Source organism: Pedobacter frigidisoli (genome assembly GCF_032678525.1).
GTDB classification, from domain to species: Bacteria; Bacteroidota; Bacteroidia; order Sphingobacteriales; family Sphingobacteriaceae; genus Pedobacter; species Pedobacter frigidisoli_A.
In genome coordinates, this window is the sequence record NZ_JAVTSE010000004.1 from 457,865 (window position 1) to 483,701 (window position 25,837).

The 25,837-nt window shown below is 38.1% G+C and carries 20 protein-coding genes; 11 read left to right on the forward strand and 9 right to left on the reverse strand.

Annotated features, from left to right (window positions below; all coding sequences use genetic code 11):
- Nucleotides 1–466 precede the first annotated feature (466 nt).
- Nucleotides 467–742 (forward strand): hypothetical protein, encoded by a 276-nt coding sequence (locus R2Q80_RS13875; protein ID WP_316800155.1) that lies wholly within the window; start codon nt 467–469, stop codon nt 740–742.
- Between the two features lie 728 nt (nt 743–1,470).
- Here the strand turns inward: R2Q80_RS13875 and R2Q80_RS13880 are convergent.
- Nucleotides 1,471–3,186 carry a sensor histidine kinase gene (locus R2Q80_RS13880; RefSeq protein WP_316800156.1) on the reverse strand — a complete coding sequence of 572 codons (1,716 nt, stop codon included), beginning with the start codon at nt 3,184–3,186 and terminating at the stop codon, nt 1,471–1,473.
- A 328-nt stretch (nt 3,187–3,514) separates the two neighbouring features.
- Between R2Q80_RS13880 and R2Q80_RS13885 the strand changes: the two genes are divergently transcribed.
- Entirely contained in the window at nt 3,515–4,588 is a 1,074-nt protein-coding gene (locus R2Q80_RS13885; RefSeq protein ID WP_316800157.1) for a PAS domain-containing sensor histidine kinase, read from the forward strand.
- A 68-nt stretch (nt 4,589–4,656) separates the two neighbouring features.
- Here the strand turns inward: R2Q80_RS13885 and R2Q80_RS13890 are convergent, their stop codons facing one another.
- Nucleotides 4,657–4,797 carry an alpha-amylase domain-containing protein gene (locus tag R2Q80_RS13890; protein ID WP_410478743.1) on the reverse strand — a complete coding sequence of 47 codons (141 nt, stop codon included), beginning with the start codon at nt 4,795–4,797 and terminating at the stop codon, nt 4,657–4,659.
- 700 nt (nt 4,798–5,497) lie between these two features.
- On the opposite strand from R2Q80_RS13890, the gene R2Q80_RS13895 reads away from it, so the two are divergent.
- The gene (locus tag R2Q80_RS13895; protein WP_316800158.1) at nt 5,498–5,734 is read left to right on the forward strand and encodes a hypothetical protein; all 237 of its coding nucleotides are present in this window, start codon (nt 5,498–5,500) and stop codon (nt 5,732–5,734) included.
- Entirely contained in the window at nt 5,731–5,994 is a 264-nt protein-coding gene (locus R2Q80_RS13900) for a hypothetical protein (protein ID WP_316800159.1), read from the forward strand. The genes R2Q80_RS13895 and R2Q80_RS13900 overlap by 4 nt, the downstream gene beginning before the upstream one ends.
- Nucleotides 5,995–6,857: 863 nt before the next feature.
- On the opposite strand, the gene R2Q80_RS13905 is transcribed toward R2Q80_RS13900, so the two are convergent.
- From R2Q80_RS13905 to R2Q80_RS13920, 4 genes are all read right to left on the reverse strand, one after another.
- Nucleotides 6,858–7,217, reverse strand: a complete 360-nt coding sequence (locus R2Q80_RS13905; RefSeq protein WP_316800160.1) for a response regulator — start codon at nt 7,215–7,217, stop codon at nt 6,858–6,860.
- A complete protein-coding gene (locus R2Q80_RS13910; RefSeq protein ID WP_316800161.1) occupies nt 7,210–8,763 on the reverse strand; it encodes a PAS domain-containing protein in 1,554 nt (517 codons plus the stop codon). Before R2Q80_RS13910 ends, R2Q80_RS13905 begins: the two co-directional genes overlap by 8 nt.
- A gap of 1,274 nt (nt 8,764–10,037) precedes the next feature.
- Complete coding sequence (locus R2Q80_RS13915; RefSeq protein WP_316800162.1) at nt 10,038–10,619, reverse strand: DUF4142 domain-containing protein; 582 nt, start codon at nt 10,617–10,619, stop codon at nt 10,038–10,040.
- 586 nt (nt 10,620–11,205) lie between these two features.
- A complete protein-coding gene (locus R2Q80_RS13920) occupies nt 11,206–13,782 on the reverse strand; it encodes a PAS domain-containing protein (protein WP_316800163.1) in 2,577 nt (858 codons plus the stop codon).
- Between the two features lie 364 nt (nt 13,783–14,146).
- Here R2Q80_RS13920 and R2Q80_RS13925 point away from each other — a divergent pair, with 364 nt between their 5' ends.
- The 5 genes from R2Q80_RS13925 to R2Q80_RS13945 all read left to right on the forward strand — a co-directional run bounded on the left by R2Q80_RS13925 (nt 14,147) and on the right by R2Q80_RS13945 (nt 22,026).
- Nucleotides 14,147–15,220, forward strand: coding sequence for an ATP-binding protein (locus tag R2Q80_RS13925; protein WP_316800164.1), 1,074 nt, complete (start codon nt 14,147–14,149; stop codon nt 15,218–15,220).
- 471 nt (nt 15,221–15,691) lie between these two features.
- Entirely contained in the window at nt 15,692–17,902 is a 2,211-nt protein-coding gene (locus R2Q80_RS13930) for an ATP-binding protein (protein ID WP_316800165.1), read from the forward strand.
- Nucleotides 17,903–18,232: 330 nt separating this feature from the next.
- Nucleotides 18,233–18,814, forward strand: a complete 582-nt coding sequence (locus R2Q80_RS13935; protein ID WP_316800166.1) for a TetR/AcrR family transcriptional regulator — start codon at nt 18,233–18,235, stop codon at nt 18,812–18,814.
- Nucleotides 18,815–18,878: 64 nt separating this feature from the next.
- Nucleotides 18,879–20,033, forward strand: coding sequence for an MFS transporter (locus R2Q80_RS13940; RefSeq protein ID WP_316800167.1), 1,155 nt, complete (start codon nt 18,879–18,881; stop codon nt 20,031–20,033).
- Nucleotides 20,034–20,631: 598 nt separating this feature from the next.
- Entirely contained in the window at nt 20,632–22,026 is a 1,395-nt protein-coding gene (locus R2Q80_RS13945; RefSeq protein ID WP_316800168.1) for a site-specific integrase, read from the forward strand.
- Here the strand turns inward: R2Q80_RS13945 and R2Q80_RS13950 are convergent.
- The 3 genes from R2Q80_RS13950 to R2Q80_RS13960 all read right to left on the reverse strand — a co-directional run bounded on the left by R2Q80_RS13950 (nt 22,023) and on the right by R2Q80_RS13960 (nt 24,086).
- Nucleotides 22,023–22,217: a hypothetical protein gene (locus R2Q80_RS13950; protein ID WP_316800169.1), complete on the reverse strand. Its 195-nt coding sequence runs from the start codon at nt 22,215–22,217 to the stop codon at nt 22,023–22,025. The genes R2Q80_RS13945 and R2Q80_RS13950 overlap by 4 nt on opposite strands.
- Nucleotides 22,218–22,699: 482 nt before the next feature.
- Nucleotides 22,700–23,584 (reverse strand): helix-turn-helix transcriptional regulator, encoded by an 885-nt coding sequence (locus tag R2Q80_RS13955; RefSeq protein ID WP_316800170.1) that lies wholly within the window; start codon nt 23,582–23,584, stop codon nt 22,700–22,702.
- A gap of 91 nt (nt 23,585–23,675) precedes the next feature.
- Entirely contained in the window at nt 23,676–24,086 is a 411-nt protein-coding gene (locus R2Q80_RS13960; protein ID WP_316800171.1) for a nuclear transport factor 2 family protein, read from the reverse strand.
- Between the two features lie 306 nt (nt 24,087–24,392).
- On the opposite strand from R2Q80_RS13960, the gene cynS reads away from it, so the two are divergent.
- Nucleotides 24,393–24,836 carry a cyanase gene (gene cynS, locus R2Q80_RS13965; protein WP_316800172.1) on the forward strand — a complete coding sequence of 148 codons (444 nt, stop codon included), beginning with the start codon at nt 24,393–24,395 and terminating at the stop codon, nt 24,834–24,836.
- Between the two features lie 179 nt (nt 24,837–25,015).
- Entirely contained in the window at nt 25,016–25,540 is a 525-nt protein-coding gene (locus R2Q80_RS13970; RefSeq protein WP_316800173.1) for a carbonic anhydrase, read from the forward strand.
- Nucleotides 25,541–25,837 lie beyond the last annotated feature (297 nt).

Below are 25,837 nucleotides of genomic sequence, written 5' to 3' on the forward strand. Positions count from 1 at the left end.
CCGATGCTTAATGTTCAAAATTTAGGTAATTTAATATATAGGAGCAGTCAATTGGCTTCTGTTGGACAACTTGCCATCTAACAATTCCAGCGTTGGTCACCCTCCAACTCAAGTTCCGGTTATTAGATACCAATGCCACGAATAGGTACGGTAGTCTGTCAGAAGTGAAAAAACTATCTTAAGGAGTCGTTGAAGCTTATGAGATCTGATAAGAACATCCCAGCAAGTTAATAGTTTGATAGGATCGCCCATGATCTATCAAACAAGAAAAAGTATCATATAGATTTTATGACGAAAGAATTCCTCTGCTATCTCTCCCTTGCTGGATCATAGTTTTTTCTGCTTGCAAAGGTACCGCGTCATCAATCTCTCAAAGGACTTTCGCGGCATAAATCGCTGCGCTATTTATTCCACGTTCCTTGTATAGATTTCCTTCTGCGGTAGGTGTGTAGCAAAAGAAAAATATATGGAACCAGCAGAATTGATAATCATCACGCATTTTGGCAAAATTTACCAAAGGTCCTTAGTTACTTCACTGCTCGTATTCTTAACTGACGAAAGTGATGGTATTATGATGTTTTATAGGAATGATCCCACAAGAACACCACTAGTTGGTTATGGCGCTGAAGAGTCACTGCTTGAGTCTATTCTAAGTAACGATTGGATATGGGCAAGTGAAGATATGAAATATAATATTAAATGTATTGAGGAGGATTCAGGGCAATCCGAATGGAAGAAATAATCAGATGATCCCTTCTTGCCAAATTAATAAAAGATTATATATCAAATTTTTAGCTCTTATCTATCAATTTATAACTATTGACGTCTAATGTGATATGTAATTTGCTAGAAAGTTTTGCAATTTTATTGGCACAAGTGACTTTTTATCAGCTGTTGTATTCACAGCTCTTTTTTTGCTAAATTAATATCACTACCCCAGACTTTATTAAAATACTTATCTAAATATGAACTTAAATAGGGAAAGGTTTAAATGTCATAGGAGCGCTTATCAGACATAACCCAGGTAAATATTTCCGCTGAACCATTGATTGTGACACTCTATTGGAAAACGATTGCCCTGGTCCAGATGAATTTTTTGTTCCAGTGTTTCGATTATATCGGAAGTTTATATGCCTTTGTTTAAAACGGTGAGGCTAAAATCAAGCAAAATTAAAATAGTCTCAATCTTTTATTTTTTAGACGATGCTTTAATAAAGATTATGGAACCTGAGAAAAAATCATCTAGACCTATGTTTTTTTGTTTCAGTTTGGAGCGCCACTGATAACAGCTTATTTGAGTTGTAATTTGCTGATATAATTTGTTACGATTTATTATTTACAAAAATTATAATAAATTATTAACGATCCAAACCCAGTCTCATTTGTATAATCCGATATCTCTCAACTGCAATTAAACTATACAAGCCAGTTGGTTTGCCAATCAAATCAATAGATTTAACAGTATCAAGGCTATTGTGGTATAGAAAAACTAAAATTGCTACCTCCATCTTCCGAAATACTTTCTGCCCATATCAGCCCATTATGTAGTTTTATTATCTGAGCGCAGATGTACAGGCCTATACCAAAACCTGCTACTGTGTAAATCCGCTGGTTCTTGCTTCTGAAATAGCGCTTGAATAGCTTTTCTTCTTCCCCTGGTATAATGCCTATGCCCTGGTCTTTCACACTGAATACCAGATTATTGCTTTCAGCCCGGAATTCGATCTGTATTTCAGATCCGGATGAAGAATACTTTATCGCATTGCTGATTAGATTATGTATCACCATTCCAATTCTATCCTTATCCCCATTCACAATTAAATTTTCACACTTTGTAGCAGTAATGGTATGTGTGGAAATATCATTGATAAATTCCTCATTCAGTTCATTTATAAGGTCACAGAAATTGAATTCCCGCTTTACAATCTTCATTTCGCTGGACTCCATCTTCGAGATATTCAGAAACCCTTCGATCATCCTGCCCATTTTTGACAGCTGGTGCTGGATTTTTTTTGAGATATTAACCATATCAATTTGCTTGCCATGATCGTATTTATATGCTAAGAGCTGTACAAATCCACCTATTGAAGTTAGCGGCGTTTTAAGCTCATGACTGACCATTTCAATAAACTTATTCTTAAGGTGTTCTTCCTCAATGTTTCTAGTTACGTCCATTACCACGGCATACACTGATTGAGGTTTTCCTAATTTATCTTTGCTAACCTTCCCAACTACCCTCATCCATTTCCGTTCTCCGGATACAAGGTGGCGGATCGGGTAGGTACTATCAACCGGATTTCCGTATTGAGCTGCCTCATAAAGTACGCGGTTCACTTCATCCCGGTATTTTGGGTCTACAGCCTGCGTGACCATTTGCCAGTCAATGTCCCCCAGTACGGGCAGACCGTAATGATTACGATATTCTTTTGACATTTCTGCCTTCAACGTAGCGATTTCTAAACTGCAGCTACCCATTTCTGCTGCATCAAATGCAGATTGAAGTTCTTCTTTTCGAGCAGCTATTTCTGCATTTGAGGATAAGAGCGCCTCATTCAACCTGGTAAGTTCTATGAGTTGGGTTTTTATCTCACTAATTTCTATGCCTGTACATACATACCCTAAGAATCGTTGGTAGCTACTCATCCTCGGTGAACCTTTAATCTTCAACCATCGGTATAGGTTATCCCGATCCTTCATTCTAAGTTCCGCTGAAAATGAAGCCCTTGTTGAAATCGCGTCGTAAAGCTTATCATGAAACGGCTCAAGGTCATCCACGTGGACCAGATCCTCCCATTTGAATCTTCCTTTCGAGGGGATACTGTCTCCCACAAACTTTTCCCAGGCACGGTTACGGAATTCAAGATTCCCATATTCATCGACTATGCTAATGAGTACTTCTGAATCATCTGTCATATTTTGTAGGGTCATCTCCCGCTCGGAAATAGTAGGCCTTTTGCAAGCGCTCGTACCCATACCGAAGTTAACAATGATTCCTCCTAGTCCGTTATCAGAGTGTATCGTATTGTAAGAGATTCCCTCAAATTCGGCCTTGAAATCGTTTTTCTTATCACTAACTTGAATTGCTTCGAAATTTGTTCTGAACCATTGTTCCAGATCAAGAGCGTAATCAGGCAATATATCAGGTGAACTATTTGAGATAAGTTTTAGAGCGGGGGCTAAATCCATATTGACTATAATGTCTTTATCAATCCTTAAGCAATCCGCAAAATAATTGTTAACCATGGAAATCGAGAAGCTGCGTGAAATGACCATTAAACAACTCGGCACTAAATTTAGTGAACATTTTAGCTCAGGTGATATGTTATCTTCCATCGGTAACCGGATTGTATTTTATTAAGTAAAGTTTTTGATATACTTTATTTACTCCTGTCTATTGAGTACCTATTTAACCACTGTCCACGACTAAAGTTTGCAATGAACTGAGATTTTTAAGACTACTTAATTTGCAGATTAACAAGCAATGATTAACTTTGCTAAAATAAATAGCAAACAATTGCCGAAGAACTTTTTTAACTCTGCCAGGATCTCTGATGAGCATCTTGCTATAGCCCTTGCTCAGGTCAAACTTGGCTTTTGGGAATTTAACCTTGAAACCAAACTGATCGAATGTACCGACCAGAATAGGATAAACTTTCATTTATCACCAAATGAGCTTATTACTGAGCAAACGATTATCAACGCGATATTGCCTGAAGACCGTTGGCGAAGGGAGGAGGGGGTAAGGCTGGCTATGAATCCTGAAACGCCTACATATGATTTCGAAGTACGTGTCAGACATCACGATAACAAGATTCATTGGCTGCAGGTGCGGGGCACAGTTATTTTTAAGCAATCCAAACCGGTTCGCATAATTGGCACCACCATCGATATATCGAATAAAAAAGGCATGGAGATTCTGCGCGACGAGCTGCTAAATATTACTACCCATGAAATAAAGTCGCCTTTATCTGTTGTCAAGGGTTATTTACAGTTACTTCATAAATTCATTGCCAAAACTGGCGATTCCAAGCATCAGCTTATTTCTGAGCGGGCAATCACTGCAAGCGGAAAGGTGGAACGACTGATGGAAGATATGACCAATGAGCGCTTGCATTATCAATCAGAAATGATTCTTAAAAAAGAGAAAATAAATTTGGAGGAATTGACATTAGAAGTTATCGCCAATGCAAATCTTATAAATGAGGATTTTGAAGTTACGCTATCCATCAATACAGAAAACCTAAGCGTAACTGCTGATAGATACCGGATCGCTCAGGTACTAACAAATCTGGTTAATAATGCAATAAAGTATTCGCCTGGCGAATCTAAAGTTGAAATTGAAATTTCCGGGGAAAATAGAAATATAAAAGTTTCGGTCGTTGACAATGGTATAGGCATAGCCGAAGAGGAGCATACCAAAGTTTTTGAAAAGTTCTATAGAGTAGAAAATACCAGCAAAATCGCATCAGGAAGTGGAATAGGTCTATTTCTTTGTTCGGAGATTATCGCTCACCATGGCGGCGAAATCAAAATAGTAGCTAATCCCAAAGGTAAAGGGACCGTTGCGCAGTTTAGTCTGCCTTTATAAATTACGATTTAGTATATGGATAGGATATGGCGGTGAATTCAATCACCGCCATCAGAATAAGTTTGATACTAAGCTTTTGCCCAGACTGAAACTGAACCGGCGTCGCAGTACAGTTCTGCCCAACCATCGTCGCCAACAGTAACCGCCCCTTCATGATGCGAAAGGTGATCCCGAAACACGCTGTGTGCAAGGCGAGTACCTATTTCCATCCTTTTTGTGCCTGCTGAGCCGTTTGATAGCACTACTGATATTCCTGAATGCACATGCTCATCGTCCCCTGACCTTGTCCATCCAATGCAGCTTGAATGATCCAAATAATCTTTCTGCTCACCATACGCTTTGCTTTCTTAGTCGAAGGTACTTTGATCGCCTTATCCACCTGAAAAATTGGCGCACCGTACTATCATAAAGTAGCCATCAGGGGTTCTTCGCTTACTGCTATCGATGCCATCCGGACACTGGCTAGGGCGAATGGCAGTTTATTGAAAAACAGGACGGGGGCATTGACTATATATTAGATGAAAGTAGTCCGAATTTTAAAATGATTATGCATTCATGCAGTGCCCTATTACCTGCTGTGAGATTCCATCTTGAGGATTGTCATCTTTCCAAAGATGCTGTTTTATCAAACGATGAAGTCAAAGCTGTAATGGGAAAGAATGGAGGTTTTCTACCACTGGATTACGTGTTCATGCGAAACTTCCTTCAACCACTTGAAGAATCAGACCCGGAATTCCATAATAAAATAAAAAACCTATCGATAGAGGAGTTCGTAGCAAAGATAATGCACACGCGTCATGAACATTCAGCCTATGAATTATTGGCGATAGAAATGGATTATGGCGAGCGATCAATAAAAAAAGGGCATCGGTACATGGGAAAGAGATGCTAGCGGTTTTATTTTTTGCGATGAATTATCCTTCAAAACACTTTTTTGCTGAAGATATGGCACGCCTTAAAAAAGACCTGATGCCTTTAATTTCTGTAGTTATTGCTTTTGCTCCACAAGGCTCTGTTCATGAATTGATGGCATTACCTCCAGCTGGCCTTTTAGACATTGTAAGGGTAGGTGAAAAGGCTGACGTGTCCATAATGAAGGAAATAAAATATTACATACTTACGACGATGAAAATGAGGAAGAAGTGAGCGTGCAATACGAAACCTTTATTGATGCAATCGGGCAACCGCATTTAGAGTTAAAAGATTTACCGTACCCAGGATTGATTAAACTAGGAACAGTAGCACATGCTATGCTAATGTTTCACGATCAAGACACTGCTGAAGGGCTTCACGAAAACGGTGATAGTAAAGTGATTAAGTTTGCGAATGGGCAATATTACCAGCTTGTTCCAGGAATCCCCATCAATGATAGCGTTCAAGTATTGGATATATGGAGCAGCAAATGAGCACATTTTCATGTTGGCTGTTCCTTACATCGGTGGATATAATCCGGATTTCTCAGGGTTGGATTTTGGTTAGGTAGCATCAGGAAGGGTAGTGGATGCTATTTTTGATTTAAATCAGGCCACAACACCTGAAGCCGCATGATAATTCTCTCTTTAGATTTGAAGGAAATGTCCTTGAAGACCTGGACTGGTTATTGGTAGCAGAAATTGCAATAAGATCAGGAACCATGTCTGTTTTTGTACTTATATTCCTGCGCTCGTCTGGAAAAAAGGGCGTCAGGGAGTTAAGTATTTTTGAAGTCGGCATTATCACTGCGCTAGGCTCGGAAGCAGGAGATCTAACGTTAAATAGTCAATCAGCCATCCTTCCATAGCTTTTAGTTTTTCTGGTAATACTGATTATCTACAGGATCATAACCTTCTTGGCTTCAAAAAATCAAAAACTTATTGGAATGAAAACCAATCTACATTATTGAAGAAGGTATGTTAACACTTAAAGAGGAAGGGGTGCAAACTTTGCTCAAGATGAATTCTTCACTGAAATGCGTGTGGAGAGTATTGAACATTTGGGAAGGTAAGGAACCGCCGTTTTAGAATCAAATGACAGGTATGTTTTTTATTTATGGTCCAGAAGAAACTTAACCCAGGATGCCGATATATCCTAAGCCATCTTCAGTTAAATCTAAAACGATTCATGAGAGCGGGATATATGCATGCACACACTGCGCAAACATCGCCCAGATCTTTAAAGCCAGTCACTGTGAAAGGTACCATAAAGATGAATGGGTTCAGGCCATCAAAACATCAAGGAATGCCTAGTAGCTTAGTCTATAAATTAGTTATAACTTGCATATCACAAATACTTAACTCATAAGTTCATCAACCTTTTGCATTAACTTGTCTATATCAAAGGGCTTTGGGATATAGCCATTCGCACCTGCTTTGGATGCAACTTCTTTACCATCCTGCGCAGCCGACATGATCACTACCGGGATTGAGGATAGATTTTCATCCTCCCGCATACGCTTTAATATCTGATCGCCAGATGTCACTGGCATCCATAGATCCATTAAAACAAGTTGTGGTCTTGTATCCGTAATCAATTCCAATACTTTTTTACTGTCAGTTTCTGTAATAATGTCAAAGCCGCTATCATCCAGCACGATTTCCAGCATCTCTATAATATCAATATCGTCATCGCAAATCAGAAGTTTCTTACTCATGACCAGACTCCTTTCGTATTGTTGGTAAGGTAAAGCTAAAAGTTGCCCCCTTGCCTGGCTCGCTGTCCACCCATAGCGTTCCGCCATGTTGCTTAATAATCTGGGCGCAAATATATAATCCTATACCCATGCCAGGGAAATGCTTCTGGATATTGGAAACCCTGAAAAATCGCTCAAAAATCATTTTCTGATCTTCCACACTGATACCAAATCCAAAGTCGGTAATGGAAACCTTCACATAATTGCTCACTTCAGAAAGCAGCACCTTGATTTCCCTGGCATCAGGAGAATATTTGATGGCGTTGAGTATCAGGTTTTGCAATACCTGGGAGATTTGTGATTCATCTCCAGGTACAGTATGGCTGGTCTGTCCTTCAAAGGTTAAGGTATGCTCCGGATTTGCTTCTTGGATGTCATCCAGCATCTCTTTAATAAGCATATTCAAATCAATTGAGTCCGCATCCAATACCAATTTTCCAGATTGTATTCTGGACATTTCCAGTAAGCTGGTAATGATATTTTGTAGCCTGTCGATTTGTTTTCCTGACTTATTCACCATCATCGGTATTTTTGGATTGATGTCGGCAGGCAATAAACGTAAGACTGTCTGGTTATATCCCTTTATCGTGGTCAGCGGCGTTTTCAGTTCGTGGCTGGATACGGAAAGAAAATCGTCCTTCCTATTTTCCGATGCTCGCATTTCGGTAATATCCTCAATCGCTATTAAGATTCTATCCTTAAAACTTCCTTCTAATTCAATTCTGTGTGCATTCAGCAGCATCAGTTTTCTTCCAATGTGTGGGAACTCATGATCTACCTCAAAATCCAGCACCGGATTATTACTGGGTAGTATTTGTTCCAGCAAAACCCTTAGCTGTTTGATGTCCCATTGACCATTACCAAGATCATATAAAGAACGCCCGATTGTGTCTCTTTTTTCTACTTTGAAAGTCTTTAAAAAGAAATCATTGGCAGATATAACTTTGTATTCAGGATCTAAAACTATCAGCCCCTGGCGGATAGTTTGAATGATGCTATCCAAATATTCCCGGTTTTCATTCAGTTGTCGCGTCCTTTTTTCAATCTTTAATTCAACCTGCTCACGTTCATAATGAAGGTTCTCCTCTGCATTTTTTCTTCTGGTGATATCATTCTGTACTCCAATAAAATGAGTAACCAGTCCAGCTTCTCCTATTATAGGTGATATGTAAAGTTCGTTCCAGAACAGTTCACCACCTTTTCGGTAGTTTCGCAGTTCTACCGTAATTGATTCACCACCAATGACAGCTTTTCTGATATCTTCTCTTGCTTTCTGGTTGCGTTCGTTTCCCTGGAGAAAACGGCAGTTTCGGCCGATTACTTCATCTCTTGAATATCCAGAAAGCTTTTCGAAAGCCTTATTGCAATAAATAATTGGGTTGTCGAACTGGGTGTTATCAGTGATGATAATTCCAGAAATTGACGAATCCAATGCAGATTTTAGAAGTTTAATATTTGCGGGATCATTTCCAGATAATGGAAGATCGGATACATAGTCTATATTCAAAACTTAATTGTTATTTTTTTAGATGGTCTATGACCGTTAACACTTATAAATGCCGAATTGTTTAGTATATCAAGAAAGTAAAATTGTGTTGATTTGTATCCAATATGATTAGATTAATAGAATTCTTCTGAAGTGAATTGATTATTAGCTATATAGCTATTAGGATAATACATTGAAACCCGAGTGTTAATTAAGATTGGTAAATGAAAAAGCGCTTATAAAATATTTTTAATCAAGATGTTATCTGATTTGCCTTAGCCTCCATAACGCTTGGGTTGTACTGCGTGTTCGGGCCATTATAGACCGCTAAAGTATCTTAATAAACAACAATTTCTGAAACTTTACCCCATTTTATCATTATAAAATGTACTCCTTTGTTTAGATACTTTTCACCATTTGGAAGGGTGGTTTTCGCATTCTGACATACAATAGCCAATGTTTTCACTGGCCATCCTGAGCTTAACAGGTGTTCCACTCCAAAAATTAACCCCGGCATAATCCTTGCCAACCTTTCAAGGCAAAGCTTAAATGCGATTCGGTAATTCCTGACGCCTCCAAGTGCATAATTGCCAGCAAAAGAATGCTTTACATTTGTTAAGTTTTGCGCACTAATTCATCAAATCTCTATTCATTCACTAGTGTAAAAGATTTCCTTATCTGTTTTTTAACGAAATGATTGTACATGATGTTTAAGTTTTAAGTAATGCAAATTTAGCAAGGGTATTTTCCCTTGGATAAGAGAAGCAGATACATACATATATAACTGAAATACCTTTATTATTGAAATATAAATATTACAGTAAGATTCGATAGTAAAAAAGATATCTTTTTGCTGTTCAGAATTGTAATTCAATAGCTAAAATAAAATATTAGCAAAAGACTGGTAATTTTAACCTGTTAAACACTTCTTCTCTTTGCCATAATCTTTGCAATGGAAATTACAGTTAAAAGAAAGAAATGAACTAGGGAACGAACACCTTCGGCTAGTTAGATATTAACCTCAAGAAAATTATGAACACTATCGAAACTCACTGTTATTTATAAAGTAATATTCAACAAGCATTGTATTATTTTTGCTGTGGATTCATGCACCTTATTCACTGAAATATTTTGGAATATTGCAAAAGATAAAACGCACTGCAAATTATTGTTTTACAGTGCGTTTTAATGTTGTTTGAATGTGCAGTTTGAATTTTCGGATCAAACATAGCCAATCATGATAATTGACTGGATAGCAGCCTTAACTCCTGCTATACCATTTATTAATTAGCCAATTACTTTAACGAGGACTTTACAGATTCAATATCAGCAAGTAATGCTTTAATTTTTGGTAGACCTTTTTCGCCTGCCATTTTTAAGTCGGCGTCTGCTGGTTTGGCATCTTCAAGCTTTCCTATGTTAGTTTTGTGTCTGTCTTCTAAGGCACTAAGCCATTCTTTATCATAATCCGAGCCGGTTTTTTTATTCAAATCATTTCTTTTCTCCTTATCATCAGTTGATTCACCAACTGGTAATGTCCATCCTTTTTTTGTAGCCAACATCTGCAACTCTTCAGTCAATTTAGTATGCTCGGATGTAAGTTTTTTTGCGAGCGCCTTTACAGCAGGACTTGAAGCTTTCATTTCGCCGTCCTTCATGACAGCTATACCTCCATACATGCTTTCTACGAGTTCATAAACCAATTTCGGGTCATCCCCTAGGGCTTTAGCGCTGTCTTCCACCATTTCCTGCGTACTTTCGAGAGTGCTGTCCTGACTAATGCTATCCTTTTCTTCGGCGGTTTTGTCTGCACTGGTACAGTAACTAAGACTGCATGCGGTCAATAGGGCAAGTCCAAAATTTCTAATAAGTTTCATAATCAAGGTTTTAAGTTATGTAGTTACAACAGGTAATGCTTGCTAAAAGTTGTAAGTTAGCTATAGCCTTCAGTTGTATAATGATATTGACCATCATACTCTGGATCTTAATGAATTATTCCTCTTTGTTTGAAAAATATTTGCGCCATGGCGTCAATTTCATATCAATCAGTTAATTGATTGTTTCTGATGCAAGTCGATGTTGTCATTTAGGAACTTCTTTTATCAGGTAGAATATAATATGTCAAATATTTTTTGCGTTTTGAATCAAATAAATCTTCGATGTCGAAGGAAATTAATCTCTTTGCAGTATTCAGAGTATATAAAATTACAGGTAAAAGAAAATGTTATAAAGATCGATACGTTCGTTTTATCATAAGATTTACAAGTGATCAATAGATTAAGGCTTACACGACAAAGAAATTATCAATAGGAGATGCATAACTTCGTTTTGTGTGACGTAAATAATAAGCCTATTTCCAAATCATCACATTGCAGTTAGAATTTTATATTGAGATCTTTGAAATTCATGAAACAAAAGAAATCCTCTCTTAATTCATCGTATAGGGGATACTATTTATTCTTTTTAGCTATTCCCTAAAGGTATGCTGAAATTAAAGGTGCTGCCGTTGCCGGCCTCGCTTTCCACCCATATGCGCCCGTTATGAAGTTTGATAATTTCGGCACATAGGTACAGGCCAATACCAAAACCTGCCACCGTACGTGTTTGGGGATTTTCAACACGAAAAAACCTGTCGAACAATCTTGCCTGGTCTTCAGGCTCAATACCAATCCCATGATCTTTCACACTCACGTGAGCCTCATTATTATTAAAGACACAAGCTACATCAATTACAGTCCCTACCGCAGAATATTTTACAGCGTTGCTAATGAAATTATGAATTACCTGGCCAATCTTGTCCCGGTCGGCAGATATCCAGGCGTCTCTTACGTGCCCGAAAATAATATCGTGGCTATGAGTTGTAGCTAATGATTCCTCCTCAACTTCTGTAAGTAATTGCGCCATATCAAATCTTGTTTTGTCAATGTTTATTTTTCCGGAGTCAAGTCTTGATACATTTAAAAAACCATTGATCATATTGGGCATTTTTTTAATCTGATCGTAAGTTTTTGATAGTGCATTGGTACTAAACGTATCTGCATTTTTTCTGGCTCGCAGCTGCAACATTTGTACATAGGCGCTCATGGATGTTATCGGCGTTTTCAGTTCATGACTGACCATACTGATAAAATCATTCTTTCTCTCTTCTTCCAGTTTTCGCGAGGTGATATCAATACACGAACTGATATAACCTACAAATGATTCATCAGCACTAAAACGGGGTGTTCCACGGGCCAATAGCCAGATATATTCGTCTTTTCGGTTTGGCATTCGAAATTCCCATTCCCATGGGTTTCTCTGCTGAAAGGCCTCTGTAAAAATTTTCATTACCCTTAGTTGATCATCCGGGTGCATCAAATCTGCCCATCCATAATTTATAAGGTCGGCCGTTGTTCTCCCGGTTACTTCTTCCCATGCCTTATTGAAATACACGGCAGCACCCGATTCGTCACCAACCGCAATCATTACATCGGTGCCTTCAGCCATGATGCGAAAACGCTTTTCACTTTCAAATAAAGCCCTGTTTAAATCGGTAACACTTCGATTAAAGACCAGGAGTTCTTCATTGGTGGCAGTAATTTTTTCGTTTAATTCCTTTTGGACTTCGTAACTTTCTTCCAGTAGTTGACGGGAATTAACCATTTTTGTAATGTCTGACGCAGCCACAATAATTCCGCTTACTTCACCATTTTCTCCCTTCAGCGGATCATAATAGAAACTAACATATTTCGTTCTAATGCCATTATCAGTATTCAGGTAAAATACCTGTTCTTCCTGTCCATAACCAATCCCGGTATCATATACCTGTTTAAGTAGTTTTGGAAACGGCTGGTCAGCAATTTCGGGTAAGACATCCAATAACCGGTGCCCCAAGACCGAATTTAAAGGCTTGTCCCATAAATCAGCCAGTTGCTCGTTAGCGATATCAATTAAATATTCTCTTCCCCGCAATATCATCAGCGGATAATGGGATGTCATGACCAGTGCCCGGAGATCATGTTCACTCTGTTCTGAACGTCTACGTGCTTCAACTATTGGGGTAACTTCCAACACAAAGGCCATTACGCCGTCGATTTTTCCGTTTGTATCATGCCTGGGCAGAAAATTTAGATTGAAGTATCTGTCAACCATTGCACCATCGTGCGTCATTAGCGGTACCTGGAGCTCGTTTTCCACCATTGGATTTCCTGTAAAGAACACCCTACGTAGCATATCTCCTACAAGCTGACCTTGAATTTCCGGCAGGGCCTCAAATACAGGGCGGCCCAGCACTTCCCTGTCTGGCAGCAACTGCTTATAATTGGGATTCACAAGTTCGAAAACCAGTTCGGGACCTGCAAAGATACATATGCCTACAGGAGAATCCATAAAAAAACGGATCAGTTTATCCCGCTCCTCGGTTAATTCAGCTGTCCGCTGCCGAACCCGGTTTTCAAGTTCCTGATTCAGCCCATAAAGCTTTTTATGAGTTTGAAGTAACTCTTCATTTGTGACAGATAGCTCATCATTTGCGGCAGCCAGTTTTTTGTTTGTTGCATCCAATTGCTCATTGAATGCCTGTTGAACTTTTAAAGCTTCATCTCGTCCGAGCGCTTCTTTCAATGCATCTTGATGACCTATCTGCTCGGTTACATCTTTTGTGCTGTTAATAAGATGACTAACTTTTCCTTCGTCATCCGCAACCGGCTCATTCAGGCTTGAAAAGTAATTGCTTTTTCGCTGATACGTTCCAGGTACTAAAATTTCGGACGAAAAAGCTTCAAGTTTGTCCGGTTTTCCGGTTTGTATCACCCGCTCGAAGGACGCTTCAATAATATTTTGTCCGGGAGATTCAGCCTTATTGCCCGGGAATACCTCAAATAGCCCTTTACCCAATAGTTCGGATCTTGTTTTACCCACTAAGTTGATAAATTGATCACTAACGGCAAGGATCGTAAACCGCGGAGCATCGGCACTCAGCACAAGTGAGCGCGGCGAAGACTTAAAAAAATCCTGAAAAGCAGGGCTGGTGTATAGGTTATCTTGAGTAAATAAAGTCACGACCAAAAATTAAGTACTACAAATATATTTTGAATATGGCAGTATTTCATTGATAACCATGAAATACTCAATTAAGTTATACACCTTTCTCTAAGATAAGGTTTTAAAGAACTTACACATTTGAAGAGAAAATTAGATATGAAGAGATATTATACTCATTTTGTAGAGTAAATGCAGGGAAACACTACTTTTGATCTTGCCGTTTCTGTTTAAGGCTAGTATTAATTTTAATCAATCAGCACTCATTTTAAATTTTAATCAAATCCTTCCACTATTTCTATCTTTGTAACATTAATAGCATTCTTAAAACCTGTGGGAATTTCTCGTCTTTTAATGAGTATATTTCGAACATCTAATTACTACTATGCAAAATCAACGCGAACAGATTCGTGATCTCACCATAGAAAATGAGCTCCTTGAAAATTATTTTTCCAACACGATCATACCACAGCTCTTTGTTGACGCTGAGCTGATTTTGAGAAAATTTACACCTCCAGCCATGAGGCAGTTTAAGCTTGAGAAGGAGTATGTTGGAAAATCAATGGAGGACATAAAGGACAACTTCCGCTTTCCGGGCATACTGGAGAATATCAAAATTGTAATTGCAACCGGAAAAATTCTCGAGAAAGAAGTCCAGACAACTGACATGCGTTGGTTTCAGATGAATATTCTTCCATACGTTGTAAGAAAAGAAAAGAAAGCCGATGGCGTAATTATAACGTTCGTGGACATTACCGCAAGAGTTCGCGACTTGAAAGATCAGGAAAGGCTGGTGGCCGAGCATGAGCTGTTATTGGATACCATTGCCCATGACATCAAAAACCCTTTACTTGGACTTAACCTCGGTGTCGAAGTGATGAAAAATGCTATTGATCTAGATGGAAAACTGGCGAAACTAATAACTGGCTTCGAAAGGAGTTTGACTAATTTGAAACAGGTTGTGGAGGGGCTGATTCAGTCGCATTGGAGCAAGCAGAAATATCAGGCATCTTCAGAAAATATTGACATTGAGGAAATTTTACAGGATGTTCGGCTTTCGCTAGCATCCGCTATCCAGGACACCGGTGCAGTTATTAGCTACAGGCTTGACCTGGCAGAAATTGTTTTTGTAAGAAGGAAACTTAGGAGTATAATCTACAATCTCATCAGCAATGCAATAAAGTATACCCCAGCTGACCGGAAGCCAGATATAACAATCTCATCTGAAATTACAGATGGATTTACCTTGATTAAGGTAAGTGACAAAGGGATTGGGTTGAACAAAGATAGCAAATCCCTGATCCTTGAAAAATTCAAGAGGGTCACAACCAACGTCGAAGGTAGCGGCGTGGGACTTTACCTTGTGAATGCAATTGTCACCAGTGCAGGTGGGAAAATTGAGATCGAGGGTGAAGAAGGATTAGGATCTACATTTAAAATATTTCTTCCTGTTCAGTAAATATTTTGTTTCTGGGTGCCTGGTTCAAGCATGTTGTAATTGTATTAAAAATATGCTATAGAACCCAAATTATGGATTAACGCTCTCCTTAACTTAAGACATTTTCTCTTTGCTGTAATAGGTGCAGATAAGCATACAGCTGAAAGAAAAATTTACAGACTGAGATAGATATCTTCGTTTTCTTGATCCATCTCTCATAATTGAATGATACTGACCAAGAACAGCTAAATGATTTAGTCCAAACTGGTTTCAATTTATCTCAACACAAGTTTCTAGGCTAGCTTATACAGTCCTGAAAATGAACTCAAAATAATGTTATAATTTTTATGTCTACCTTTGAAGTCGAATTTTTAAAATAGGTATTGGCAACACTAATTTCTAGACGAATAGTTCCAAGATGAATCAGCTATAAAAATAGTACAAATAATTATAGTTTAGGCTGACTAAAGATTCAATTTATCAAAGCTAGCAATGATTGAAGTAAACGCATTAGATTTATGTAGTCGCGAGGCTATACATGTGCCAGGCCATATTCAGGCGCATGGCTATCTTTTGATTCTTAATTCCGTAGGGATTGTAAAATATAGTAGTGAAAATTTCCAGGCATTAACCAGGCAAGTGCTTGGGATTGAAGTGTTGGAAAGCTACGTAACGAATTTAAGTCCTATTTTTGGTAAAGCCGAAAATCATAAGTTTATAGAATATATTATTAATCTATCCTGGCAAGGAAACGAATTTAAACCGCTTAATCCTTATATGGTAGAGATTAAGGGGAACCCTTATAATATGATTCTTTCGCTTTCTGGCGAGGACTATATTCTAGACTTTGAGCCTGAGGCATCAGATTTGTTTACCGATCCTCAAAATAAAGTAGGGGCAGCACTCTCACAGATGCTGGCATCGAAAAGTCTTCAGACTATCCTTGAAAATACTGTTTTTGAGATCCAACGGATTATCGGCTATAATCGGATCATGATTTATAAGTTTCATGATGATGGTCATGGGGAAGTTATTGCGGAAGAAAAGCGAAGTGATTTAGAAACATGGCTTGGATTGCATTATCCGGCATCTGACATTCCGAAACAGGCACGCGATCTTTATAAAAAGAATTATACAAGGTTGATTGCGAACGTTCAGGATAAGCCAGTTCCCATATTATCAGTGACTAATTTACCTGCCGATCTCACGAACAGCACAATTAGAGCAGTCTCACCCATACATATTACCTATCTGAAGAATATGGGGGTAGAATCAAGCTTTAGTGTATCCATTATTGTAGATGATGAGCTTTGGGGACTTATTGCCTGTCATAATTATTCACCACGTTTTATAAATTTTAGGCAACGTGAGGCTGCCAAACTGATCGGTCAGGTATTGAGTTCCTGTATTGAAACAAGAAGTCAGGAAAAACTTCATCAGGATAATTCCAAATTGCAATCAATCGTATCAGAGATTACCAGAAGTTTGTCTAACCGAAAAAGAATTCAAGATTTTATCGAAGACTGTGGAGAGACCATATTGAATGCCTTCAAGGCCTCAGGCATTTCCCTATTTTTCCAGGGGGCTAGTTATTCATTAGGTGAAGTTCCGGATGATGAAGATATTCTTCTTTTGGCTGCTGAACTAGATCAACGGGATAGCAACTCAATAAAATCGTACAACTTGTCCCACGACATTCCAGCAATTAATTTAGACAGTAATAAATTTGCCGGTCTGCTGGGATGCCTATTAATGGAAGATGTAAAAGATTGCCTCTTAATTTTTAGATCTGAGGTTTCGCATACCGTAAAATGGGCTGGTGATCCAAAAAAAATTATCCAGTTCGATGAGCATGGTAATCAATATATCTCGCCAAGAAACTCTTTTGCACAATGGTCGCAGGAGGTAAAAGGTAAATCTGAAGTATGGTCTGGTACTGAGGTGGAAATATTATTTGAAATCAGGGATGAAATAAATTTTGCCATCGGTCGGAAGAGCCTGGAATTGCGCGTCCTTAATGAAAAGCTTAGGGACGCTTATTCGGAACTTGACGCATTCGCACATACTGTATCACATGATTTAAAGACACCATTAACAGCTATTAAATCCTATGGTCAACTAATTGAACGCAGGTCCTCGCAAGAGGAGATAAGGAAGATGTCAGCAAAGATTGTCGCCAATTCTGTAAGGTTAAATGAGATGATTCATACTGTGCTTGAATATTCCAGGGCTGGTCAAAAACTTTTAAAAACCGTAAAGGTGGACATGACTTCACTGATTGCTGAGATAAAAGAACAGGTTTTGGTTGGTATTGTAAATAAAAATCTTGCGCTCAACATTCTATCAACTCCCGACATCGATGGTGATCCCATATTGATTTTCCAGGTTTTTTTAAACCTAATTGAAAATGCGGTTAAATATTCGCATAAAAAAAACCTTCCGATCGTATCTATTAGCGGAGCAATTGAAAATGATAGCATCGTATATCGGATTAAAGATAACGGTGTTGGAATTAGCGAAGAAGAGCAAAGCAAAATATTTGGTCTATTTAGCCGGGTTGGTAATCAGGAAGAATATGAAGGTACTGGCGTAGGCCTGGCGACGGTTAAGAAAATTATCAACCGTCACGGGGCTACTATAAAAACTGAAAGTGAAGTAGGAAATGGTTGTACATTTATTTTGTCTTTTCCATTAGCTGGATAGATAGCTCTGGACATTCAATTTACAGGTAAAAAAATATACAGATGTGGGGTAGATACCTTCGTTTTGTAATGATTTTTGCTTTGCCATGTTTGTTGCAGATAAACTTACTGTTGAAAGATAAGTAGGGGAAGAATACTTTCGTTTTCCGAGACAAAAGGAACCAAGATTAATTTACAAATCTTTTCCAGAGCCCTTTCTATAGATATGATCAGTAGGATTAGTTTAATACTGAGCCGAAATTTCCAAATGGTACAGAAGGTAAAAAATATGAAGCTATTATGTTTATTTTTATTTTAAACTGATCAGTTTAAATTATATCTTTGCGATAGTATGGGAAGGAATAAGGAATTTGATTATGAACAGAAGCTGGATGCCGCACTCGAGCTTTTCTGGGATAAAGGGTATCATGTCACTTCTATCACTGATCTGGAGAAAGGAATGGCGATTAATCGGAGCAGTATTTATCCTACCTACGGGGATAAAAAGGAATTGCTAATAAAATGTCTGACCAAGTATCTGAGGGGCAAGGTAGCTGAATATGGCGCAATAACTGGAGCAGCTGATGTTGATGCCAGTGAAGATTTGAGGAAAATGTTAAGGCTCGCAGTTGACCAAAGTATTCAGGAAGGCAGATCCTGCCTGGCTGTTAAGATGGCATTTGAAATATCGGTAAACGATGAAGATATCAGGCGTGTATTGCTGACCAATGAAAAGAAAATTGAAGAGATTTATTTCAGGATTTTAAAAAAAGGTCAGGAAAAACGAGTTTTTAAAGCTGATCTGAATACAAAATTAACGGCTGATTTCTTTGCAGCCTCTTCTAGTGCATTATTTAAAAATTATGCTTTAAATAAAAATAGGAAAGCGATTTATGATATGATTGAAAATTTGATCGATATGGTAAAAATGTAGCAATCTTTTTTAGATAATTAACAATAAATATTTTTTTAATCTTTTTTAAACTGTTCGGTTTAATATGAATTTAAGTGTAAATAAAAGAGTGGCATACATTGGATGTGCGGGCGTAATTGGTATAATAGGTACTGAATTTGGAGTGATCGGTATCCTGCCGCAAATTGCTGAGTATTATAATATCACCATTGGTAATGCTGGCTATTTATTGAGTCTGTTCGCGCTAACAATTGCATTTACAGGACCTTTTATGGTTCTATATGCCTCACGGTTTGACAAGAAAAAAATCATGCTGTATGCTTTGGGCCTATTTCTCATTTCCAACGTTGGTTCGGCACTTAGTCCACCATTCTGGCTGTTAATGATCTTGAGGATCTTGCCGACGATTTTACATCCGGCATTTTTTTCGATGGCCATTGCCGCAGCAAGTAAGGATGCTTCGCCTCCAGTCCAGATGCGCTTAACCAGTATCATTATTGGTGGTATTGTCCTTGCTCAGGTAACGTTGATTCCATTTACCACTTTTATCGCCAGTATATACGACTGGCAATGGAGTTATGTTATTCAGGCCCTGGTTATTTTGGTAACCTTACTGATTATATATAAAGGATTGCCTGCGATGCCCAATACCGAGGTGAAGTCGTTTGAAAATCAACTGCGTATTCTGGGAAGGACAAAGTTTATTGCCGGAACAGCAGTTAACTTGTTTCTGATTACCGCCTGGTTTAGTTCTTATAGTTATTTTGCAGATTATCTTTCCAAAGATAAAGGTTTAAATGCTCAGGAAATCAGCTACATGTTACTGTTGTTTGGTGTAATGGGAGTGATCTCTAATTTTCTGGCTGGCCGGTTACTGGGGAAGTATATGATCGGTACCACGCTGTTTTTTCTTGCGGGTACCTTTCTGGTACCGTTTGCATTCCAATATACTACGGGCTCGCTGTTAAGTATTGCCCTGGTAGTCGGATTTTGGGGTGTAATGTATGGGCCGTGTTTTTTGATAGGGGTAGGATACATGGTATCGGCGGCGCAGGATGCGAAGGAATTCGCGAATAGTCTGCAAACTTCCTTTGGGAACCTCGGGGTTTCACTTGGTACGTCAACCGGAGGATGGTTTATTAGCCACTACGGTATATCAGTTACGCCCTGGGTGGGGATAGGTTTTGGCATAATAGCGGTGATGATGGTAATCTGGCGCACTTATTTGGATAGGCATTAGTGTTTTGGCAATCCAGTTCTGTTACAATTTGGCATCCAATTGCCGAGCCCTTTCTTAATTAATTGCATTGGTAAGTTTACACGGATATCTTGATTATGCTTTCCAGTAAAATGGAAACTATCTTTGGCAGTTATTATGCTGTATATCGGAATGTTATCGGTAAATATGCTGCAGGTTAATCTTCAACGGAAAACACTTCCTCAAAATACCGTAATAACCCTATAAATCCCGTGGTGAATCTTCAAATAAAGAGACTAATTAAAGCTTGCGAATGTATAAATGGCACATCTCTGCAAGCTGTTTATTACATTTATTTATTAAGTCTAATAACTAGAATGTGACGAATTTTGCTAAAAGTCTGACAGTTATATTTTTCACAACAATAAATGAGACTCATGATAATGTGCTACTAGCTTGCAAAAAAGGATGTTTTTTCATATTTTGAGATAGAAATCAAGGGTGAAAAGTCTGCCAAATACCCCCTACAAATAGCGAAATGAAAAAAGTAAAACCCCTCTCAGAGTTTCAAAAAAGCGTATAGGAAGAAATATTAGTCGAATTTTTCAATCCTATATTCTCCACACGTAAAGATAAGTCATTGAAAAACAATGGATTATCTTTAAATTTAGCTGATAACTCTGACACAAGTCTGCCACTAACCGTCTCGGGAACCGAAAATTCACCCCGTCCGGCAAGGCGAAAAAATCAAAATTCTTCTGAAGAAAACCAGGAAAACGTTGGGTATTCCGAACGTAAGTTACAGGGGAAAATTCCGAGTGGACCTAGTTTTGGCTTCATGGAAATTCCTGAACTCCCATATACCCTACCTCGTATCGTTAAGGGAAGGGCTATAAAAAAAGTTCCTACAGGTAGTACTATCGAAAAAGAAATCGCTAAACAAAGCTGGTATGTGGAGTTCTTTTTCCATAATGCAGTGGAAGAACGGATGGACCGGATCAGGGTAACCAGAAATCTCAATAGAATAAAAGATCCAAGGCAAAAGCTTCGGAATTTTAATAACCTTTGCGAAGCCTACCGGATCGCCCTTGAAGGCGGTTGGAACCCACTGGATGAGCAAGCAAATTCCCGGTTGAAAAAGGAACTCATTGGCATTGACCTCAACGAAGCATTGCTACTTTTTGAGTCCTATCACAAAGCAAAGGGAACCAGGACAAAGTCGATCAGCACCTACAAGTCAACAATAAATTCATTTATCAAATATCATGGAGGAACTAAAAAAGTGAATATCATCAGTGATTTTGAGATTACGGACTTTCTGAATTTTAAAGAAAGAGAAGAGAAGTGGGCCGGAGTAACTTACAATAACTGCAGAATCGGGCTAAATAACTTATTCAGGTATCTAAAAGTTAATAAGTACATCTCTGAGAATCCAGTAACAGACTGCGAAACGAGAAAGAAAACGCCGACCCAGTCCCATCAGGTATTTACCCAACGGGATTTCAAGGTTATAATGGATTGGTTGGATAAGCATGATAAATATTGCCAGCTTTTTGTACGCATGATTTATTATACCTGTATCCGGCCAAAAGAGCTTAGGTTCTTGCAATTGAAGTACATTGATTTGGAGGATAATACAATTACCATTCCTGGGGTTGTTTCAAAAAATAAAAAATCAATCCCTGTTAATATTGATGTAAGTCTCAGGACAGAGCTGGAAAAGTTGCACATAGAAAAATTCGATAAGGAATGTTTCCTGTTAGGTTCTGCAACAACTTTTATTTCAGCAAGTATGTGCGCTGAAAATTATGCCTACAATAGGTTTAAAAAATGTTTGGAGGCAACGGGCCTACTTGATAAGAACTATACGCTTTATTCTTTCAAACATCTTTCCAACGTTAGAAAGTTTCGAGCAGGATGGACGCTTGCTGAGATTTGTTCAGCCAACAGGCATGGCAGTCTTTCAGAGACGGAAACCTATTTGAAAGAACTGTTGAAATTCGTAAGGTCGGATAAGGCTATTCCAGCTATTTAACCACTTTTGGGTTTTCTTGCAGGGCTCGTAAGGATTTCTGCAAGAAACCTTTGTCTTTGGTTTTTGCGCTTCTTTAATTTTTCCTCTGAAAAGTGTAAGTGGTGGATGTCATTTATTTTTCTCGAAAGATCTAAAACAAGTTCAATTAATTCAAGTGTGCTGATTTCTGGAGTTTCAGTTTCTATACCCATATTTTCAAATTATGAATTCAATGTAGTCAAAAAGTGAAAAACTCTATACTACTTACCTTAGGTATGGGTATGTTTTATAGCCAAGTTCTAATTTCTTGATCGCAGTTTTAGTAGATTTAAATTTAATTAACAAGACCCTTAGTCGGATAAATTTAGAATTATTTCGTGTCTGATTTGCAGTAATTGGTGATGGGAGCTAATGATTTTGAACATTAAAATAACGTTCGTTTTTTGAGACACTAACTTCATACAATGATTTATGTTTCTGTTTGTAATCTGGAATTTATGATAGGTAACTTACTATGCTGAATTAGTAGGATATTGAATTTATTGATTTTTTGTTTCTACTGCTTCAATATTTGCACTAAAGCTTTTTGCTAATTTTGTGTTATGCTTTTCTGAAATACTTTGATAGTCAATTTATCTATTTAGCAAGCAAAACAGGGATATTTGCTTATAAAACCTACAGTGCAATTTTTGATTTACACCGATTTAACTCCTAATGTCTTCCTGAAAGTTTCAGGCGAAACCCCTGTTTGATTTTTAAATAGTTTACAGAAATAGGAATTGTCGCTAAAATTGAGCTGGTATGCGATTTCTGTTACCGTTAATTTCATATTGATCAGCATGCGCTTCGCTTCTAAAACCACTCTGTTTCTGATCATGTTTCCTGCTGATATCCCTAACAAGGTTTTGCATATAGCATTCAAGTAACTAGGCGTAATACACAGCAGCGCCGCATATTCTTTTGGTAGCTTAAGCTGCAGATAGTTTTTATCTATCAACATCTCAAAATTCCTGAGGACGGTTTTATTGTGACTTTCACTGTTCTTTGTATCTCCAAGCTCACCCTTTATTTCTGCAATCAAAAAGAAAAATTCCAATAATATTATCCTGAGTTTATCTAGACGAAATTTACCTGTACTTTCGGCTGCTGTTAATGCCTTGTTTAGTACTTCAGTTGCAGATGATCTAGCCTGTTCCTCTAAATTTATTACAGAATGTTGAACTTGCCCATTCAAAAAAGTAAAATTTTCTAAGTATTGATTATCTAAAAGAAAAGATTTGAAGAAGGTCTTCGAAAAATTAATGACATATCCATCAACTTCGCCTTCAAATTCCCAGCCATGCACCTGGCCGGGTGACATGAAATAGCCATGAAAAGGATTGACTTCAAACTTCTCGAAATCTATGGTATGGCTGCCACCACCTTGAGTAAAAAATATCATGTGATAAAAGTCGTGACGGTGTGGGAAATGGAGCTTCCTCATTGATTTTAAATAAGGAGCAAGCGGCTTCACGATGATGTCGTCTTCCTGCGAATAAGAAAACTTACAGATGTCATATACCGGAAATTCGTTTTTCATGTCTGTGCTATGCTTTTTCCATAAGGTAAAGATAATTAAGAATTATTTAATTCAGGAGGGTAGTAAAAGCGAACCCTCCATGTAAACCTCTTTATAACTTGCGATCTGCTTCCTCTATAGGAAAATCGTTTATGCTTGCATATCTTTTTTGCATCAATCCATTTTCATCGAATTCCCAGTTTTCATTTCCGTATGCACGAAACCAATGTCCTTCACTGTTTTGAAATTCGTATTCGAAACGTACCGCAATTTTGTTATCTGTAAAAGCCCAAAGCTCTTTTTTAAGTTTATAGTGAAATTCATTTTCCCACTTAGTTGTGAGGAACTTTACTATTGCTTGGCGACCATTTAAAAAAGTAGAACGGTTACGCCATTCACTGTCTACTGTGTAGGCTTTAGATATTTTTTCCGGGTCCTGAGTGTTCCAGGCATCTTCAGCCATTTGAACTTTTTGTTTTGCCGTTTCGTAAGTGAATGGAGGCAATGGGAATTTTTGTTCCATGATAATTGTGTTTTAACTATTAAAATATATTTCAAAGGTATCGTGCTTTAAATTATACTTATGGAGGTATTTATCGCGTATGCGGTACAATTTGCATTTTTTACAACATTAAGTCAATTGTCAATCCATTAAAATACTAAACGGCGTTTTAGTTATTAAGGGATATATTTTACATAGCGATTAATGTCTGTTTATGAGTAGATAAATCAGAGATAAGCGTTTATTCAAATCGTACCGCAAATCAAAGAAATAACACCACAGGCTGCCATACATCCAAGCCTACATTTGTCAAAAAAAATAAACATAATGGAAAAGAAATCATTGATTGAACAGATTAAGGCTAGCATAAAAGCTAAGGGTGTTACGTATGCTGATCTTGCTGAAGCTATTGGAGCAAGTGAAGTTTGGACCGTTCATGCATTGCTTCGTCAGGCAACATTTAGTGAGCAGGATGCAAACAAAATTGGCAGTATGTTGAATTTATCACCTGAAATTATTGAAGAGCTGAAAACTATACCGCTTAAAGGTCACCAGGAGAGCGGGTATCCTCTTGATCCGACTTTATATCGTTTACAGGAAATGATGCAGAGTTTTGGTCCTTCAATTAAATTGCTGATTAACGAGAAATTTGGCGATGGTGCAATGAGTGGTATCAGTTTTAATATGGATGTAGAGCGATTGGAAAGCGCTGACGGGCCGCGTGTAAAACTGACCATGACTGGCAAATATTTACCCTTCAATAAGTTTTAATAGGCAGATATAAAAATATTTAAATAAATGATATTATTCACCATCACCAAAAGCCACCTGAGAAATCTAGTGACAGCTATCAGTCATTACTGACTGGTAATCTGGAATTTGTCAAGCGTTCGCTCGAAAAAGATTCAGCGTTCTTTGATAAACTTGCCTCCGGGCAATTTCCTGAAATTTTGTGGATTGGCTGCGCAGACAGCCGTGTTCCAGCCAGTGAAGTTACCTCGACAGAAGCAGGTAGGATTTTCGAACACAGAAACATTGCAAATTTATGTCAACACTCGGATATCAATCTTTTAAGCGTGCTGGATTATTCGGTGAATAGTCTGAGAGTTAAACATATTATCGTGGCTGGGCATTATCGATGTGGCGGTGTGCATGCAGCTTTAAAGGGTCAGCCTGTCGGGCTTATTGACCATTGGCAATTAAATATCCGGGATATACATGAGCAACATCGTGATGAAATTGACTCAATTAAAAATGAGAACGAGCAGTGGGACAGGTTAGTAGAATTAAACGTTTTGCATCAGGTTTACAATCTTTCCAGGGCTCCCATTGTTTGTAAAGCTTGGGATGAGGGCGTCGATTTGGTTATCCATGGTTGGGTGATTGATTTGTCATCAGGTTTAATTAAAGAAATGTATCAAAGCGATATGAACTTTAGAGATGGTGGGGAAGTGGGAGAATTAGGGAAAGGTTAGGCTGATCGAGGTATTTATATTTTCATCGCTCTACAAATTAGAGAGAAAAGTAGCAACTAGAATATTTTGTACATCCAAGTTGAGTTAGTTGATTTGGCTTGGTTGTGTAAAATTACCCTCAATAAAATTAGAATAGGTGCCTGAGGCTATGTAAAATGCTTCATTTTAAATGACATTTTCTTCTCTTTGCTGTAACGAGTCTATATAAATTACAGCTGAAAGTAAAATATACAATAGGGAATGATATCTTCGTTTTGTGAGACAATGCTCATGGGTTTGCCATGTGGAGGAGATGCC

Coding starts and splice junctions, on each gene's coding strand:
- R2Q80_RS13925 (WP_316800164.1), top strand. CDS start 14,147: ATGCAAAATCAACGCGAACAGATTCGTGATCTCACCATAGAAAATGAG.
- R2Q80_RS13880 (WP_316800156.1), bottom strand. CDS start 3,186: ATGGATTTAGCCCCCGCTCTAAAACTTATCTCAAATAGTTCACCTGAT.
- R2Q80_RS13890 (WP_410478743.1), bottom strand. CDS start 4,797: ATGGAAATAGGTACTCGCCTTGCACACAGCGTGTTTCGGGATCACCTT.
- R2Q80_RS13930 (WP_316800165.1), top strand. CDS start 15,692: ATGATTGAAGTAAACGCATTAGATTTATGTAGTCGCGAGGCTATACAT.
- cynS (WP_316800172.1), top strand. CDS start 24,393: ATGGAAAAGAAATCATTGATTGAACAGATTAAGGCTAGCATAAAAGCT.
- R2Q80_RS13960 (WP_316800171.1), bottom strand. CDS start 24,086: ATGGAACAAAAATTCCCATTGCCTCCATTCACTTACGAAACGGCAAAA.
- R2Q80_RS13895 (WP_316800158.1), top strand. CDS start 5,498: ATGAATTATCCTTCAAAACACTTTTTTGCTGAAGATATGGCACGCCTT.
- R2Q80_RS13940 (WP_316800167.1), top strand. CDS start 18,879: ATGAATTTAAGTGTAAATAAAAGAGTGGCATACATTGGATGTGCGGGC.
- R2Q80_RS13905 (WP_316800160.1), bottom strand. CDS start 7,217: ATGAGTAAGAAACTTCTGATTTGCGATGACGATATTGATATTATAGAG.
- R2Q80_RS13915 (WP_316800162.1), bottom strand. CDS start 10,619: ATGAAACTTATTAGAAATTTTGGACTTGCCCTATTGACCGCATGCAGT.
- R2Q80_RS13950 (WP_316800169.1), bottom strand. CDS start 22,217: ATGGGTATAGAAACTGAAACTCCAGAAATCAGCACACTTGAATTAATT.
- R2Q80_RS13935 (WP_316800166.1), top strand. CDS start 18,233: ATGGGAAGGAATAAGGAATTTGATTATGAACAGAAGCTGGATGCCGCA.
- R2Q80_RS13875 (WP_316800155.1), top strand. CDS start 467: ATGGAACCAGCAGAATTGATAATCATCACGCATTTTGGCAAAATTTAC.
- R2Q80_RS13955 (WP_316800170.1), bottom strand. CDS start 23,584: ATGAAAAACGAATTTCCGGTATATGACATCTGTAAGTTTTCTTATTCG.